The organism is Paenibacillus baimaensis (genome assembly GCF_025567575.1).
Genome location: NZ_JAOQIO010000007.1, coordinates 184,907 through 201,248, shown reverse-complemented (window position 1 = coordinate 201,248; position 16,342 = coordinate 184,907). Strand labels below are relative to the sequence as shown.

At 47.1% G+C, this 16,342-nt stretch carries 13 protein-coding genes; 11 read left to right on the top strand and 2 right to left on the bottom strand.

Features of this window, described 5'->3' with window-relative positions; translation table 11 throughout:
- Positions 1–28 precede the first annotated feature (28 nt).
- Entirely contained in the window at positions 29–3,226 is a 3,198-nt protein-coding gene (carB, locus tag OB236_RS02630) for a carbamoyl-phosphate synthase large subunit (RefSeq protein ID WP_262682581.1), read from the bottom strand.
- Positions 3,213–4,343 (bottom strand): carbamoyl phosphate synthase small subunit, encoded by a 1,131-nt coding sequence (locus OB236_RS02625; RefSeq protein WP_262682580.1) that lies wholly within the window; start codon positions 4,341–4,343, stop codon positions 3,213–3,215. The genes carB and OB236_RS02625 overlap by 14 nt, the downstream gene beginning before the upstream one ends.
- A gap of 194 nt (positions 4,344–4,537) precedes the next feature.
- On the opposite strand from OB236_RS02625, the gene OB236_RS02620 reads away from it, so the two are divergent.
- The 11 genes from OB236_RS02620 (at position 4,538) to OB236_RS02570 (ending at position 16,340) form a co-directional block, all read left to right on the top strand.
- The gene (locus OB236_RS02620; protein ID WP_262682579.1) at positions 4,538–6,196 is read left to right on the top strand and encodes a PucR family transcriptional regulator; all 1,659 of its coding nucleotides are present in this window, start codon (positions 4,538–4,540) and stop codon (positions 6,194–6,196) included.
- A 125-nt stretch (positions 6,197–6,321) separates the two neighbouring features.
- Positions 6,322–7,611: a dihydroorotase gene (locus OB236_RS02615; RefSeq protein ID WP_262682578.1), complete on the top strand. Its 1,290-nt coding sequence runs from the start codon at positions 6,322–6,324 to the stop codon at positions 7,609–7,611.
- Positions 7,608–8,789, top strand: coding sequence for a phosphopentomutase (gene deoB, locus OB236_RS02610; protein WP_262682577.1), 1,182 nt, complete (start codon positions 7,608–7,610; stop codon positions 8,787–8,789). Before OB236_RS02615 ends, deoB begins: the two co-directional genes overlap by 4 nt.
- Before the next feature lie 260 nt (positions 8,790–9,049).
- Complete coding sequence (locus OB236_RS02605) at positions 9,050–9,793, top strand: ABC transporter ATP-binding protein (RefSeq protein WP_076228307.1); 744 nt, start codon at positions 9,050–9,052, stop codon at positions 9,791–9,793.
- Complete coding sequence (locus tag OB236_RS02600; protein WP_076228305.1) at positions 9,793–10,560, top strand: ABC transporter permease; 768 nt, start codon at positions 9,793–9,795, stop codon at positions 10,558–10,560. Before OB236_RS02605 ends, OB236_RS02600 begins: the two co-directional genes overlap by 1 nt.
- Positions 10,561–10,584: 24 nt before the next feature.
- Entirely contained in the window at positions 10,585–11,376 is a 792-nt protein-coding gene (locus OB236_RS02595; protein WP_076228303.1) for a nucleoside phosphorylase, read from the top strand.
- Positions 11,376–12,422 (top strand): ABC transporter substrate-binding protein, encoded by a 1,047-nt coding sequence (locus tag OB236_RS02590; RefSeq protein ID WP_262682576.1) that lies wholly within the window; start codon positions 11,376–11,378, stop codon positions 12,420–12,422. Before OB236_RS02595 ends, OB236_RS02590 begins: the two co-directional genes overlap by 1 nt.
- A 15-nt stretch (positions 12,423–12,437) precedes the next feature.
- Positions 12,438–13,211, top strand: a complete 774-nt coding sequence (locus OB236_RS02585; RefSeq protein ID WP_076228299.1) for an ABC transporter permease — start codon at positions 12,438–12,440, stop codon at positions 13,209–13,211.
- Positions 13,212–13,307: 96 nt separating this feature from the next.
- The gene (locus tag OB236_RS02580) at positions 13,308–14,621 is read left to right on the top strand and encodes a Zn-dependent hydrolase (RefSeq protein WP_262682575.1); all 1,314 of its coding nucleotides are present in this window, start codon (positions 13,308–13,310) and stop codon (positions 14,619–14,621) included.
- Positions 14,590–15,378 (top strand): dihydroorotate dehydrogenase electron transfer subunit, encoded by a 789-nt coding sequence (locus tag OB236_RS02575; RefSeq protein WP_262682573.1) that lies wholly within the window; start codon positions 14,590–14,592, stop codon positions 15,376–15,378. The genes OB236_RS02580 and OB236_RS02575 overlap by 32 nt, the downstream gene beginning before the upstream one ends.
- The gene (locus OB236_RS02570) at positions 15,375–16,340 is read left to right on the top strand and encodes a dihydroorotate dehydrogenase (protein ID WP_262682572.1); all 966 of its coding nucleotides are present in this window, start codon (positions 15,375–15,377) and stop codon (positions 16,338–16,340) included. Before OB236_RS02575 ends, OB236_RS02570 begins: the two co-directional genes overlap by 4 nt.
- Positions 16,341–16,342 lie beyond the last annotated feature (2 nt).

Sequence of the window (16,342 nt, the reverse complement as noted above, 5' to 3'; positions counted from 1 at the left end):
TTTTAGTCTAATGGAGAATAGGTTAATGTCACACTAATGAATCCAAAGCGAAAGGTGTAAAGTATATGGATTCAAGCGTATTTGTATAAGTGCGTACGGTATCCATAGAGGTCAGGCAAACAACACCGCTTTCTATGGCTTCACGACGCAGTTGGAAGCCGCTGCTGTCAGCCATTTTTCCTGTCGTCACGGTGTTGATGAACAGGTCCGCTTTGAGGCTTCGCAGCGAATGGACCATTTCCTCTATGGGAAGGCTTGCAGCTGGAATACCGGCTGCTTGCAGCACCTGCGCAGTCCCGGGTGTAGCGATAACCCTGTATCCCAGTTGGAAAAGCATCCTTAATGGCTCCACCGCCTCCTGCTTATGCCTGTCGTCAACAGAAACAATAACAGTACCTTGAGCTGGAAGCTTCATGCTTGCGGCGAGCATGCCCTTGTGCATCGCTTTGGCAAACACGAGGTCTCTGCCTATCACCTCACCAGTAGATTTCATAACCGGACCGAGTACGATCTCCACTCCGCTTAATTTATGCATAGAAAACACGGGGACTTTGACGGATACTTCGTCCGTTTCCTTAAGTAAGCCCTCCGGGAATCCGAAAGAGGAGAGGCTTTGACCTAACGATACTTTCGCAGCAATATTAGCCATGGGTACACTCGTGACTTTACTCATAAATGGTACGGTTCTTGATGCACGCGGATTGACTTCGATAACATATACCAGCTCGTTTTCGACTAAAAACTGAATGTTAACGAGCCCCACTATGCCGAGGTGTTCAGACAATTGTAAGGTGATGGCTACAATTTGAGCTTGGACACCGGACGATAAGCTTTGTGGTGGATATACGGCAATGGAGTCTCCAGAATGGACACCGGTTCGTTCGATTTGTTCCATAATGCCAGGAATCAAGATGGTTTGGCCATCATAAATGGCATCAATTTCGACCTCGATTCCGTGCATATAATGGTCGATTAAGACGGGATGCTCAGGGCTGACCTGGGCTGCACGTACCATATAAATCATCAACTCAGCCTCGGAATGAACAATTTCCATGGCGCGTCCCCCAAGAACGTAGGAAGGACGTACTAATACAGGGTAGCCGATACGTTGTGCGGTATCCGCAGCCTCGACAATCGAACGTGCTGTGGCTCCTTGCGGTTGAGCAATATGCAGCTTGCTAAGGAGCGCCTCGAATTTTTTGCGGTCCTCGGCCGTATCGATTCCGGCAAAGCTGGTACCATAAATACGAATGCCGCGCTCCACTAAAGCCGACGCTAAGCCAATAGCTGTCTGACCACCGAATTGCACGATAACCCCTTCAGGCTGCTCATGTTTAATCACATGCAGGACATCCTCAAGATGAAGAGGCTCAAAGTATAATCGGTCGGAAATGTCGAAGTCGGTAGAAACCGTCTCTGGATTATTATTAATAATAACTGCTTCATAACCCATTTCCTGTATGGCTTTAACAGCATGAACGGTGGAGTAATCAAATTCGATTCCTTGTCCGATACGTATGGGACCAGAGCCCAATACCACGATCCTCGGCTTCGTTGGTGCCGGGGTTTCATTTTCGATTTCATAGGTTGAATAATAATAGGACGAGGTCGCTTCAAACTCCGCCGAGCAGGTGTCCACCATCTTGTATACCGGAATCATGCCAAGAGCATAACGATATTGTTCAATGGCCAATGCGGTTGTCAAGGAATAGGAGGGATTCACTGAGCGGCGAATGCCAGCAATAGCCTGATCGCTGAAGCCGTGCTGCTTGGCTTCCAGAAGCAGTGACTCCGTTAGCACCTCTTGTTGAAGCTCATATTCGAATCGAACCAGCTGCTCGATATTGTGCAAGAACCACGGATCGATCTGTGTCAGACGATGAACGTCGGATACGGCATATCCGCGACGAAATGATTCGGCAATCAGAAATAGCCGTTCATCATCCGCTTTTTGCAGCCGTTTATGCAAATCGTCTTGTTGGAGCTGCGCCGTGCCGGGAAGATAGAGTCCTACAGCCCCAATTTCAAGGGAACGAACGGCTTTCTGCAGGGACTCGCCAAAGGTTCGGCCAATCGCCATGACTTCCCCTGTGGCCTTCATTTGTGTTCCCAGCGTACGGTTGGCTGAAGGAAATTGATCAAACGGCCAACGTGGAATTTTCGTTACGATATAATCGAGTGCAGGCTCGAAGAAGGCATAGGTTTGGCCTGTTACCGGATTAACGATCTCATCGAGGGTAAAGCCCATTGCTATTTTGGCAGCAATTTTGGCTATCGGATAGCCTGTGGCCTTGGAAGCCAGAGCAGACGAACGGCTGACCCTCGGATTGACTTCGATGACGTAATACTGGTAGCTGTCCGGGTCCAGCGCGAACTGGACATTGCATGCACCTTCTATACCTAGCGAGCTAACGATTTGAATAGAGGCCGTGCGCAGCATTTGATATTCGCGATCGGATAACGTTTGACTTGGAGCTACGACAATACTATCCCCTGTATGTACGCCAACAGGATCGAAATTTTCCATATTGCAGATGACAATGCAATTATCGTGGGCATCACGCATAACCTCATACTCGATTTCCTTCATACCAGCGATACTTTTTTCCACCAGACATTGACCGATGGGACTGCAATACAGACCAGAGCGGACGATATCCATGAGCTCATCGGCCTGGTGAGCAATACCGCCACCGCTTCCACCCAGCGTATAAGCCGGGCGAACGATGACCGGATACCCGATTTGCTCGGCAAACCGTATAGCCTCGTTGGGCTCAGTAACGATGACGCTTTGTGGCACTGGCTGCTGAAGATCTTTCATCAGCTCGCGGAACAGCTCACGATCCTCCGCCTTGCGGATGGCATCCAGCTGTGTACCGAGAAGCTTCACCTGTTCACGCTCCAGAATGCCGTCTTGAGCAAGCTCAAGCGCCATGTTGAGCCCCGTTTGTCCACCAAGCGTGGCAAGTAATCCGTCAGGGCGCTCCTGCATAATGATCTGTTTGACGAATTCCAGCGTGATCGGCTCCAGATAAACCTTGTCGGCAAATGTATGATCGGTCATAATCGTAGCCGGATTGCTGTTAATAAGCACTACCTCTACGCCTTCCTCCTTAAGCGCTTGGCAAGCTTGTGTACCCGCATAGTCAAACTCGGCGGCCTGCCCAATCACGATGGGGCCTGATCCGATGATGAGAACTTTTTGATAGGCTTTATTTTTCGGCATACAACCGTTCTACTCCTTTGTCCTGAGAATTATTTAAAGTGTGAGTTTGCTGAAAACGATGGATAACGTCCAAAAATTGATCGAACAGCGCATTGCTGTCATAAGGTCCCGGAGATGCTTCGGGGTGGAACTGTACAGAAAAGGCAGGGTAATAGTTGTGCTGGAGTCCTTCTATGGTGCCATCGTTATTATTGATATGGGTGATCGTCAGATCGGTGGCAGCAACGGAAGCATCAACCACCGCATAACTATGATTTTGTGAGGTAATGAGACAGCGGCCGGTTTCCAAGTGCTTTACCGGATGGTTGGAGCCGCGGTGCCCGAAGGTCAGCTTGCTGCAATCCGCACCACAGGCCAGTGCAAACAGCTGATGTCCCAGACAAATACCAAACATCGGAATCTCGCCGAGAAGCTCCCGGATCACGGGTAACACATAAGCGACATCCTTCGGATCGCCCGGACCATTGGAGAGAAGAATGCCATCCGGGTTAAAGCGGCGAATTTGATCGGCTGTCGTATCATGAGGAACGACGGTAACATCGCATCCCCGGGTGATTAGCTCTCGGATAATACCTGATTTACAGCCGAAATCCACAACCACAATACGCTCTTTGGCTCCTGGGCTCCGGTATGGCTGCGGGGTGGAAACAAGTGCTGCGGGATTGCTCAGGGGAGATATGGCATGCAGCTGTTCCTGCAGCGAGGCCAGCGATTGGCTGCTGGTCGTCAGCAGACCCTTCATCGTACCGTGCTGTCGCAAAATGCGTGTCAGCATTCGTGTGTCAATGCCACTGATCCCCGGAATTTCATGCTGCTTCAGCAAGGCATCGAGACTCATGGATGATCTCCAATTGCTCGGTGCAAGCTCGTGTTTCCTAACAATAAAACCGTGAATCCACGGGCGGATAGCTTCAAAATCGTCCCGGTTGATACCATAATTTCCGATCAACGGATACGTCATCGTAACGAGCTGTCCGCAATAAGAAGGATCAGACAGTACCTCCTGATAACCTGTCATACCGGTTTGGAAGACGACCTCTCCTGCGGATTCTCTCTCACTGCCAAAAGCCTGGCCCTCAAAGAGGGTTCCATCCTCTAACAACAATCTGGCTTTCATCCTGCTTCACTCCTAAAAATAATTATATGAAAAAGGTGGGATATTAAATTAAAGTTTTATAATTGTGATTAAATATACATTAAAACGAATAAATATACAATCCTATAAATTTCCCTTGATGACTGACGAAGGATCGCGAATGTAGTATTATCTCCGTTTTTCTGTTATCTTCATACTAAAAGAGGGGGAGTTGGATGGGAGTCAGCGTAAAGGATGCGATGCAGATCGGCGGATTGGTCAAGTGTAAGGTGGTAGCCGGGGAAAAGGGGCTGCATAAGACCATTGATTATATCACTGTTATGGAAGTGCCGGATGTGATCCGTTGGCTGAAGGGAAATGACCTATTGTTGACGAGTCTGTATCCGATCAAGGACGATGAGGAAGCGATTGGACAGCTGGTTCAACAATTGCATGCTGTGGGGAGCTCAGCCTTGGCGATTAAAACCGAGCGGTACGTGAAACAAATCCCTGCTGCCATCATTGAGGCGGGGAACCGGCTTGATTTTCCAATTATTGAAATCGATGACGAGGTTTCCTATCTGGATATAATGACCCCACTGATGGAACGGAGCTTAAATCAGCCGGATCTGGGGAAGGAGCAGCTGGAAAAGTCGTTCCAGTGGATCACGGAACTGGCCATGGGAGGCAAGGGCATACCGGCCTTGGTGGAAGCTGTCCAGCAAATGACGGAGAATATCATTACCGTGGGATCGGAGATGCCTAACCTCGAAGGTATTTCGTCGGGCAGTCATGTCGCTCCCCTCACACGATCACAAAAAAACGAGTTGAAAATAGCAAAGCGTTCGATCAGGATGGAGAGAATGCTTAATCATCTAAAAACCCCCTGCATAGTTACACCTTTGCTGCTGAACGATGAGCTGTATGGGGATGTGACGTGTTGGCAAACCAAAAGAGAATTTGTCGAACGGGATTTTCTTGTACTGGATCGAACCATACTGTTGATGGCTCTTGAGTTTTTGAAGGTGATTACGAAGGCTGATGTAGAGCAAAATTTTAAGGATGACCTGTTAACTGAAGTGCTTTTGGGGAATATTACGGATAAAACCGAGGTTATTAATAAAGGGAGAATGTTCAACTGGGATTTAGCGAAGGATTATCAGGTGTTTGCTATCACTTTTACCAGCTCTTCTTCACATACGACACTGATCGAGAATGAAGCACTGTGGTTTCAGGAGCGTAAACGAAAGATGCTGCGCAAAGTGAACGATATTTTCCGATTTAATGCCATACTTACGATACGTAAGGAGCATATTATTGTGCTCTATCACTGCGATGGGACAGGTGCGCCAGAATATGCCCAGCAACAAAGGCCCCACAAAAGCTCCACCATGGATTTGGCCGAATCCGCGTACCGACAGCTTTCGCAAGAATTTGAGGAATTGCAGTTTACCCTCGGTATCGGGCGGTTTTATCAAGGACTGGAAGGCATTCACGAAGGGTATAAGGAGGCTGTCAAAGCGATTCAATTGGGAAAACCGATCAGTGGAGCCACAGGTTGCGTCCATTATGAGGATCTGGGTATCTATCGCGTATTGGGCCAGGTAAGTGATTGGAAAGAGATGGAGGAGCTGTATTCGGAAACCATCGGCAAGCTGGTAGAATACGACTGGAGTAACAATGCCACCCTTGCAGATACGCTGAGGGAGTACTTTGCCAGCAATTGCTCTTTGTCGGAATCGGCAGAAAAGCTGTTCGTTCACGTGAATACAATGAAATACCGGCTGCAAAAAATAGAGCAGCTTACAGGATGTAACGTTCATGATGCGGAGAAACGACTGCTGCTGCATATGGGACTCAAAATAGACCAGCTTTTACAGTCCGGCAATATTTAGGATTTGGCTAAACCGACGACACTCGGTTTATTTTTTTGTCCAATTCCACATATTCGCACCGCGATTTTCTTGGTACGATTTCTACTATCTCTTTCTATTACTTGAATTGAAAGGATTGACAGGACATGAAGATACTTATAAAAAATGGAACGGTTATCAATCCGGAAAACGATTTTAACGAAATCGCTGACGTCGTCATCGAAGATGGCAAGGTGATTGCTATTGGAAATAAGCAAGTTGAAGCTATAGATCATGTGATTGACGCAAAGGGCTTACTAGTGGTTCCGGGTCTTGTCGATATTCATGTTCATTTTCGTGATCCCGGCTTCCCACAAAAGGAAACGATTTCATCAGGTGCTGCTTCTGCTGCTGCAGGGGGATTTACCTCGGTGGTCTGCATGCCCAATACGAAGCCAAGTATTGATACGGTACAGACGCTTGAATATGTGCTTCGCACCGGACAGGAGCAAGCGGGCGTCAAGGTCTATTCCTCGGCAGCTCTGACTTACGGTATTGAAGGCAAGGTGCTGACGGAGATGGAAGCCCTTTATCGGGCAGGAGCTGTTACGTTTACCGACGATGGCAAATCCGTTATGGACCCACGACTCGTGCATGAGGCTTTCCGCAAAGCTGCAGAATTGGACGTGCCGATCAGCTCGCATTGTGAGGATCATCAGCTGGTTCAGAGCGGTTCCCTTAATCAGGGTAAGGTAAGCGAGCAGCTTGGAGATCCGGGAATCCATCGGCTTGGTGAAGAATTGATTATTGCCCGTGATATCCTGTTCGCAGAAGATACTGGTGCAAGGCTTCACATTCAGCATGTCTCCACCTCCAGAGGCGTTCAGCTTATACGCGAATCGAAGGCTAGAGGGGTACGGGTTACGGGTGAAGGTGCGCCGCATCATTTTTCCTTAACGGATGAACAGGCATTGGTAAGCGGCACCATGGCCAAGGTGAATCCTCCGCTTCGCACCCGGGAGGATGTGGAAGCCGTCATTGCGGGTTTGGTCGACGGAACACTGGATGCGATTGCAACCGATCATGCTCCGCACACGCTTGACGAGAAGGGGCGCCCATTAGCGGATGCACCCTTTGGGATGGTGGGGCTGGAAACGGCTGTGGGCTTAACGTTTACCTACCTGGTTCATCCAGAGAAGCTGACTTTGACAGAGGCGATTGCCAAGCTGACGATTATCCCTTCCCGAATTATGGGTCTTTCTTCAGGAAGGCTGGCTGAGGGCTGTGATGCTGATATTACATTACTTGATCCGCAGAAAGAATGGACGGTCGATGCAGAAGCATTTCAATCTAAATCCAGAAACAGTCCTTTTATTGGTATGAAACTTAAAGGGAAAGCCGTTCTAACGATGGTCAATGGTAAGGTCGTATATGACGAAATGGGGATAACCAGATGACGATTCGATTTCCAAGAGTTTTTCTGATTGTTCTTGATAGTGTAGGCATCGGTGCGCTTCCAGATGCATCTCAATATGGTGATTCAGGTTCACATACACTGGGACATATTGCGGAGACTACAGGACAACTACGGCTGCCGCATTTGGAGCAAATGGGGCTTGGCTGTATAGAAGCCATTCAAGGGCTGCAGGCTGTAGCAAATGCCAAGGCTCATTATGGGAAAATGGCTGAGATTTCAGCGGGCAAAGACACGCTGACAGGCCACTGGGAGATCATGGGCGTATGTAATGAGGCGCCATTCCAAACTTTTCCTGAAGGCTTTCCTGAAGCGTTCATTCAAGCTCTGGAGAAGGCAGCAGGCCGCCGTATAATCGGCAATAAGGTTGCTTCGGGTACCGATATTCTTGTTGAGCTGGGTGCTCAGCATATGCAGAGTGGACATCTGATTGTATACACCTCGGCTGATAGTGTACTGCAGATTGCGGCGCACGAAGATATTGTCCCTCTTGAAGAATTATACGCAATTTGCCAGAAAGCAAGGGAAATGACCTTGAATGCGAACGGTATCGTCGTGGGCAGGGTCATCGCTCGTCCTTTCACTGGAGGACCCGACCTGTTCGTAAGAACGCCGAATCGACGGGATTACGCTGTGACTCCGCCCACGGCTACGGTCATGGACCGCTTGGTTGAGCAAGGGCTTGCTAGCATAGGTATCGGTAAAATTTCTGATATATTTGCAGGTGTGGGTGTTACGGAAAGCTTGAAAACCAAATCCAACAGGGATGGAGTGGACTGGCTGCTGAGCGTCATGAAACAGGATTTTACAGGTCTCTGCTTTTTGAATCTTGTTGATTTTGATGCTATTTATGGCCATCGTCGAGACCCGGCAGGCTATGCGTCCGCGTTACGGGAATTCGATGCTCGATTACCGGAAATAACCGGAGCTTTAAGGCCCGATGATCTGCTCATCATTACGGCTGACCATGGTAATGATCCGACACATCCGGGCACGGACCACACCAGGGAATACGTGCCGCTGCTCGTTTCACATCGGAGCCTGGATCAAGGCTTGAATCTGGGAATTCGTACGACCTTTGCTGATGTTGGAGCGACGATTGCCGATAATTTCAGCTCCAAGCCCCCGGCACATGGACAAAGCTTTCTTTCTGATATCTAAGGGAAAAACTGCATAGTCAGAAAGAACAGTGGGCATGAATAAGAACAAGGAAAAACTTGCTAGACGAACTAATTCCATATATTTCTAATCACAAGAATGGTAAATATGTACATTGTCTGTATGGACAAAAATGATAACTTTAATTTGTTGGTTTGGATATATTACTTTACATTTATAAAATGTAAAATAAGTTTATACAAAAGGAACAGCTATTTATACAATGGTGTCCGTAAAATCGCGAAGGTTAAGGGGTGTTACACGTGTCTACTACTGCAATTCACATCGAGGATGTTAACAAAATCTACAAGGCAAGCGATGGGCGAGAGGTACAGGCATTAACACATATTAATTTGGATGTAAAAAAAAGTGAGTTTATTTCCATCATTGGTCCATCCGGGTGTGGAAAATCAACATTATTGCGCATACTCGCGAATTTGGATACGCCTTCCACGGGTAAGATTACATGGGAGAACTCGGCAGACAATATCGGTTTTGTATTTCAGGATGCTACCTTGCTTCCTTGGAAGACCGTATACCAGAATGCCAAATTCCCGCTTGAGGTCAAAAAGCTCGATACCCCGGCCAATCTGGAAAATTTGGACAAGCTATTGGAGCTTGCAGGTTTGAAAGGGTTTGAAAAAGCATATCCCCGTGAATTATCCGGCGGGATGAGACAGCGGGTAGCGATAGTCAGAGCATTATCGTATAATCCGGATGTTTTGCTCATGGATGAACCGTTTGGCGCTTTGGATGCACTGACCCGCGACAAAATGGGGCTGGAATTGCTTCGAATCTGGACCGAAACCCAAAAAACCATCCTGTTCGTGACTCACAGTATTTCGGAAGCTGCATTTCTATCGGATCGTGTTATTGTGATGTCACCCCGCCCAGGGAAAATTGATGAAATTATCGACATTCAATTGCCACATCCACGGACCGTAGAAGTGAAGGAAACGATCGAGTTCGTGAACTACGTTAAAAAGCTAAGGGAAGTGCTGGGCTAATGCTGAGATTAAGGCAAGTTGGAGAGTATTTCGTTGCCATCCTTATTCTTGTAGTCATCTGGTATGTGTATGTCGTCGCTTTCGATGTACCTGCGTTTATAGTGCCGCTTCCTTCGGATGTAGGAGTAGCACTTATCGAAATGTTTTCCGCACAGGATTTGCTGCACCATTTTTTCGTCACCTCGGGTGAAGTGCTCGCAGGTTTTGTATTGGGGATCGTTTTTGGTTATTTGGTCGGCTATCTGATCGGCCGTTTTAAATTTCTTGAAGAAGCATTGATGCCTTATATTCTTCTTGCCCAAACGGCGCCGAAGATTGCCCTTGCTCCTTTATTTGTCATTTGGTTTGGTCTGGGTTTCACCTCCAAGCTGATGTTAATTGTATCTATGGTGTTTTTTCCAGTTATGCTGGGTGCCATATTTGGCTTGAAAAGTGTCACGTATAATCTCAAATGCTTGATGCAAATAACGGGATTAAACTGGTGGCAAAAAATCATTCAAGTTGAGCTTCCGTATTCCTTGCCGCAAATTTTTGCGGGCTTGAAGGTCGGCATGGTTCAGGCGGTTATTGCTGCTATCGTTGCGGAATGGATATCAGGAGAGAGCGGGCTTGGTTATTTACTGGTGTTTAACAGCACGACGTACAATTCCCCTATGCTGTTTGCCAGTATTATATATACGATTGTTGTTGGGATTATTTTCTATGCACTTATTAGTTTTTTGGAAAACCGTTTTCTGTTCTGGCACGATTCCAAGCAAGTGAAATAATGTTAGGGGAGGTGAAAAGAGAAGATGAACAGCAGATTCATTCAAGCAGATTTTCCTCTATATGAAGGAACGAAAGTACCTCATTTACGCATCTCCGAAGGGGAAACAGCACCTTACGTACTGCTGCCAGGCGACCCGGCGCGAGTCGAGCTGATCCGTGAACTGTTCGACAGTTATGACATCATCAGCTCGAATCGTGAATTTAAAGTCGGCACAGGCGAGTACAAGGGGAATCCGATCTCTGTGTGTTCAACCGGTATAGGCGGTCCTTCCACAGAAATTGCTGTTCTGGAGCTGCTTCGCTTAAAGGCTAAGTGTTTACTTCGCATTGGCGGGACGGGCGCGATTCAAGAAGGCATTGATTGCGGGGATATGATCATCAATACGGGAAGTGTCCGGTTAGGCGGTACAACTGGCCACTATGCACGTCCTGAATTTCCGGCGCTAGCCAATCATTATGTGACTCAGGCGTTAATTGAAGCCTGTGAGGAATTAGGTTACCGCTACCATATTGGAATTGGCGCAACGACCTCTTCCTTTTATCATGGTCAGGGGAGAGACGTAGCCCCTTACAATTATTCAACTGACATCATTAATGAGATGAAATCGCTTGGCGTGCTGAATCTGGAGATGGAATCAGAGACGCTGCTAACGATTGCTTCGGTTATGGGCGCTTACGCAGGCACCTTGCTTGTTGTGCATGCTAATCGAATCACGAATCAATGGCTGGTTGATTATGAGGAAAGTCAAATGAAACTATGTAGGGCCGCTTTGCTAGCTGTAGACAAATTGATAAGTAGGGGTGTTGTTTCGTGATGAAGAAAAAATCAATTAGCCTTTTAATTTGTATGTTGTTTGTTGCCTCGATTTTGGCCGCTTGTGGCGCTAAGACGGGGAATGAAGCTACACCTGCTGCACCAGCGCCAGCCGCAACCGATAAGCCTAAAGAGCTCCAAAAGGTTACCGTTCAAATGGACGGAGCTGCTGTTCCTTACTATGCACCGATGTATGTGGCCAAAGAACAAGGCTTCTTCAAGGAGCAAGGTTTGGATGTTGATTTTGTCTATGCAGATGCTGCAAGTATCGTGAAGAATGTTGCTGCGGATAACGTACAATTCGGATTTCCTAATGCGGATGCAGTTATTACAGCTAAATCACAGGGCATTCCTGTAAAAGTTGTGCACACCACTTATCAGCGCGGTTTGGGAGCGACTATTTTCAAGAAAAATAAAGGGATCACAAGTCCTAAAGATTTGAAAGGCAAGACAGTTGCTGTAACCAGCTTCGGAAGCCCGAACTATATCCAGCTTCAAGTTATGCTAGAAAAGAACGGCATGAATATCAAGGATGTTAATACGAAAATCGTAGGTACGGGTGCTATTGTCAATGCGCTGGTGTCTGATGAAGTGGATGCTATCACTTTCTCGATGTTGAGAACAGTTGAGCTCAAAAACAGTGGTGTGGATGTGGATGAAATTCGTTCTGACGATTTCTTGCCTTCATTCGGTAATGTTGTAATCGCATCAGATAAGTATTTGTCCAGCAATAAGAACACGGTTATTGCGTTCAATAAAGCATTGAACCAATCGTTGGATTATATTATTAAAGGCAATGTCAAAGCAGCTATCGACATGTCCATCAAGAAGTATGCGACATCGTCTGAAGGTAAACAGGAAATTACAGAAAAAATATTTAATGATGTGTTCATTCCTTACCTGTGGCAAAGTGATCTGACGAAGAAAGATGGCTATGGAGCTGCGGATATGGCGAGATGGCAAGCATCCATCGATACTCAAAAAACGTTTGATACGATCAAGACCAGCTTTAAAGCAGAAGATTTAGTTGTAACCAATCTAAAGTAACGCAGGTGATCGTAAATGAAGTATTACGGACGTAAAAGCTTGCTCGTTCTTGCTACGCTGATTGTGTTTATAGGGCTATGGCAAGCCTACGTATCTGTATTTCATATACCGGTACAAATTCTTCCGGGTCCATTATTGTTCTTGTCCAAGTTTTTGAATATTATGGCCATGGGTGATATGAGCACGCATATTGGGTTAACGTTGTATGAGATTTTTGTCGGATTTTTGATTGGTTGTGTGCTTGGCTTGCTCTTTGGATATTTGCTTGCCAAGAGTGTACTGCTGGAGCGCATGTTCACACCGTATATCGTTTTGGTTCAAATTGCACCCAAAATATCGATCGCTCCGCTGTTTCTATTATGGTTCGGGCTGGGCGCTACCTCGAAGATTGCTTTGGTGATGCTGGTTGTCTTTTTTCCTATCATGGTCAATACGATTGTCGGCATTCGTTCAGTGGAGAGCAATATGCAGGACTTGCTGCATATTCTCAAGGCTAATCGGTGGCAGCGTTTCTGGACAGTGGAGATCCCTTATTCATTGCCTTCGATCATGTCAGGTGTCAAAGTGTCTACGACCTATGCGATTACAGGTGCCGTTATTGGAGAAATGATCGGTGCTAAGGCAGGTCTCGGGTATCTCGTTATTCTGGGCAGTGAAACCTATGATATTAACCTTATACTAACAGCTGTATTGTTATTAAGCGTAATCGGTCTGGTTTTATACCTTTTGTCTAATGTATTGGAGAAAAGGCTGCTCCGTTGGCATGAATCTCAAGAAGTTATTATGTAAGCAAAGCTTTCCGTTTCAGCCGACCCCAACGTTTTGTAATCTGTCTGACAGACCTTAACGAAGGGGCGTTTTTTTTAGAGTAAGAGGTGAAGAATCGTGAATATCACTCGATTGGAGACTGCGTTAATAGAAGTCAATGAGATAGGTGCCGTCAAAGGGCAGGGAATCACCAGACTTGCCTACTCACGCGAGCATTGGGCTGCGAATGCTTACTTTATTCAAAAGTGCGAGGAAGCAGGGATGTCTGTAAGCATCGATGCCTGCGGCAATGTGATTGCACGGAGGGAAGGCAGCGACCCACAGCTACCCGCTGTAGCTTGCGGATCTCATCTGGATACGGTGCAGCACGGTGGTGGTTACGATGGAACACTTGGCGTTATAGCCGGGTTGGAAATGATACGCAGCTTAAATGATAGAGGCGTTGTCACCCGTTATCCGATTGAGCTTATTTCATTCGCTTGTGAAGAATCGGCGAGGTTTGGTGTCTCGACGATTGGAAGTAAAGCGATGGCAGGAAAGTTAAACCCCGATTCGCTTGCGCATCTGCTGGATAATGAAGGTATATCCTTTCCGCAAGCACTGGCTGCAGTTGGATTGGACTTTGCACAAATCGCAGATGCACGGAGAAAGAACAATGCACTGAAAGCTTTTTTTGAGCTTCATATCGAGCAAGGTCCGCTGCTTGAAAAACGCGGAGTGGAGATCGGCATTGTCACAGGTATAGCTGCTCCCGTCCGCTTGGAAGTAACGATCCAGGGTCAAGCATCCCATTCGGGGACGACACCTATGAACATGCGTAAGGATGCGCTGATCGGAGCTGCCGAGATCATCACAGCTCTGGAGAAGGCGGCGTTAGAGCAAACTGAGCACGATACGGTCGCTACCGCAGGTGTGTGCGAGGTTCTTCCGGGAGCGATGAATGTAGTACCGGATTGGGTGAGCCTGAAGATTGATATTCGCGGCACAGATGCGACTTCCAGACAAATGATTATCGAACAGCTATACAGCTTGTTCCATGAATTGGAAAAAAAACGGGGACTGCAGATTGCAGCGCGAATCTTAAGTGAAGAAAAGCCGGTTTCCTTGGACAAAGAAACGATACGTTTATTGTCCTCTGAATGTGAGGCTCAAGGTGTCACTTATACGAATATGATGAGCGGTGCCGGGCATGATGCGATGAATATGGCAAGTATTTGTAAAACCGGTATGATTTTCATTCCATCCAGAAACGGTATCAGCCATCATAAAGATGAATACAGCTCCATCTCCCAAATAGCAAAAGGCGCTGCCTTGTTGGAAGAAGTTGTTCTCCGGTGTGCAGAAGAGATTCGGAATGGTTCAACCGGGATATTGAATAACATGGACAGGAGCATACAAGATGAAAGCGGAAAAAAGAAAAGTGCTATCTAATCAACAAGTTAGCGAACGTTATTGGCATATGATTGTTGATGCGTCAGATCTACAGATCACAGCAAAGCCCGGCCAGTTCTTTAATGTTCTCTGCGGGGAGTCCTATTATCCACTGCTGCGTCGGCCTTTTAGCATATACAGAATCAATAAAGACAGCAATACGCTCGAATTTCTTTATTTGGTAAAAGGGATCGGCACCAAGCAGCTGGCAACTATTCAGGCAGGAGATACTGTCGATATTTTTGGTCCGCTTGGCAATGGCTTTACCCTGCGAGAAGAAGGCGGGACGATTCTGATGCTCGCTCGTGGCGTTGGCATCGCCACACTGGCAGCGCTGGCGCAAGAAGCTGCTCAGCAGGGGGTCCGCAGTGTGGCTATCCTTAGCGCGAGAACAGCCAATGATTTACTTGCAGCCGATGCTTTGCAAGGGTTCGGTGCGGAAGTATACAAGGTGACGGACGAAGACGGCAGCAGCGATGTCGAGCAGGTGCGGCTGTTGATTGAGCGTATTATGCAAGAGCATTCCATCCAAGCAGCCTACACCTGCGGTTCGAAACGATTGTCTATGCTGCTGCAGGAGATTGCCGCCGGTCAGGATATTTTCGCCGAAATCGCATTGGAAGAAAATATGGGCTGTGCGATGGGTGTCTGTTTTGCTTGTGTCTGTGATATTCAGGACCAGGATGGAGCTACCCGAAGTGTGAGGGTTTGTAAAGAGGGCCCGGTATTTGCCCTGGAACAGGTGGTGCTATCATGATGAAAGCGGACCAAGAAACACGAAAGCAGGATTTCGCTTTAAATCTTCAAGTCCAAATCGGAAGTCTCACTTTGCAAAATCCGATCATGCCAGCCTCGGGAGCCTTCGGCGAAGAGATGGAACAGGTGATCGATTTTAATGAAATCGGGGCTATCGTTCCGAAAAGTATTACCAAGCATCCTCGTAAGGGGAATTTAACGCCAAGAGTTTGCGAGGTTCCAGCAGGAATGATCAATTCCATTGGCATTCAGAGCAAAGGGATTGCGTATTACTTGAAAGAAACGATTCCTAATTATGATAGGTATGATGTACCGCTCATCTCCAGTATTTCGGCAGATTCGATCGATGAGTTTGCGGAGATGGCGGAGATTATCGGGAAGCTCGATAGAGTCGGAGCCTTGGAGCTGAATATCTCATGTCCCAATCTGAAAGGAAATGGACTTGCCTTCGGTATGGACCCGGAAAGCACACGCGCATTAGTCCGTAAGGTGAAGGAAGTTACCGACAAGCCGATTATCGCGAAGCTCTCGCCCAACGTGACCAGCATTCAGGAAATTGCCCTCGCAGCTGAGCAAGGTGGAGCGGATGGGTTGAATGTAGCCAATACAATACTTGCCATGGCTATTGATATCCATACACGCAAGCCCAAAATAGGCAATAATATGGGCGGATTATCCGGTCCGGCGGTCAAACCGATTATTGTCCGTATGATTTATCAGGTGCGTCAGGTCACTTCTTTACCGATTATCGGCTGTGGCGGGGTTTCTAGTGGCGAGGATGCCATTGAAATGATTTTGGCTGGAGCTACTGCGATACAAGTAGGAACGGCCAGCTTTATCCAACCAACGGCAATGATCGATATCTTGCAGGAAATCAAGGACTACATGGTACTTTATCAAATCCGGAATATTAATGATTTAATAGGGAAAGTTATGGTAAATAGTATTTATGCTGCTGATTAAGG

Bases quoted from the DNA above. Each gene is read 5' to 3' on its own strand.
- carB (WP_262682581.1), bottom strand. From the start codon at position 3,226: ATGCCGAAAAATAAAGCCTATCAAAAAGTTCTCATCATCGGATCAGGC.
- OB236_RS02625 (WP_262682580.1), bottom strand. From the start codon at position 4,343: ATGAAAGCCAGATTGTTGTTAGAGGATGGAACCCTCTTTGAGGGCCAG.
- OB236_RS02620 (WP_262682579.1), top strand. From the start codon at position 4,538: ATGGGAGTCAGCGTAAAGGATGCGATGCAGATCGGCGGATTGGTCAAG.
- OB236_RS02615 (WP_262682578.1), top strand. From the start codon at position 6,322: ATGAAGATACTTATAAAAAATGGAACGGTTATCAATCCGGAAAACGAT.
- deoB (WP_262682577.1), top strand. From the start codon at position 7,608: ATGACGATTCGATTTCCAAGAGTTTTTCTGATTGTTCTTGATAGTGTA.
- OB236_RS02600 (WP_076228305.1), top strand. From the start codon at position 9,793: ATGCTGAGATTAAGGCAAGTTGGAGAGTATTTCGTTGCCATCCTTATT.
- OB236_RS02595 (WP_076228303.1), top strand. From the start codon at position 10,585: ATGAACAGCAGATTCATTCAAGCAGATTTTCCTCTATATGAAGGAACG.
- OB236_RS02590 (WP_262682576.1), top strand. From the start codon at position 11,376: ATGAAGAAAAAATCAATTAGCCTTTTAATTTGTATGTTGTTTGTTGCC.
- OB236_RS02585 (WP_076228299.1), top strand. From the start codon at position 12,438: ATGAAGTATTACGGACGTAAAAGCTTGCTCGTTCTTGCTACGCTGATT.
- OB236_RS02575 (WP_262682573.1), top strand. From the start codon at position 14,590: ATGAAAGCGGAAAAAAGAAAAGTGCTATCTAATCAACAAGTTAGCGAA.
- OB236_RS02570 (WP_262682572.1), top strand. From the start codon at position 15,375: ATGATGAAAGCGGACCAAGAAACACGAAAGCAGGATTTCGCTTTAAAT.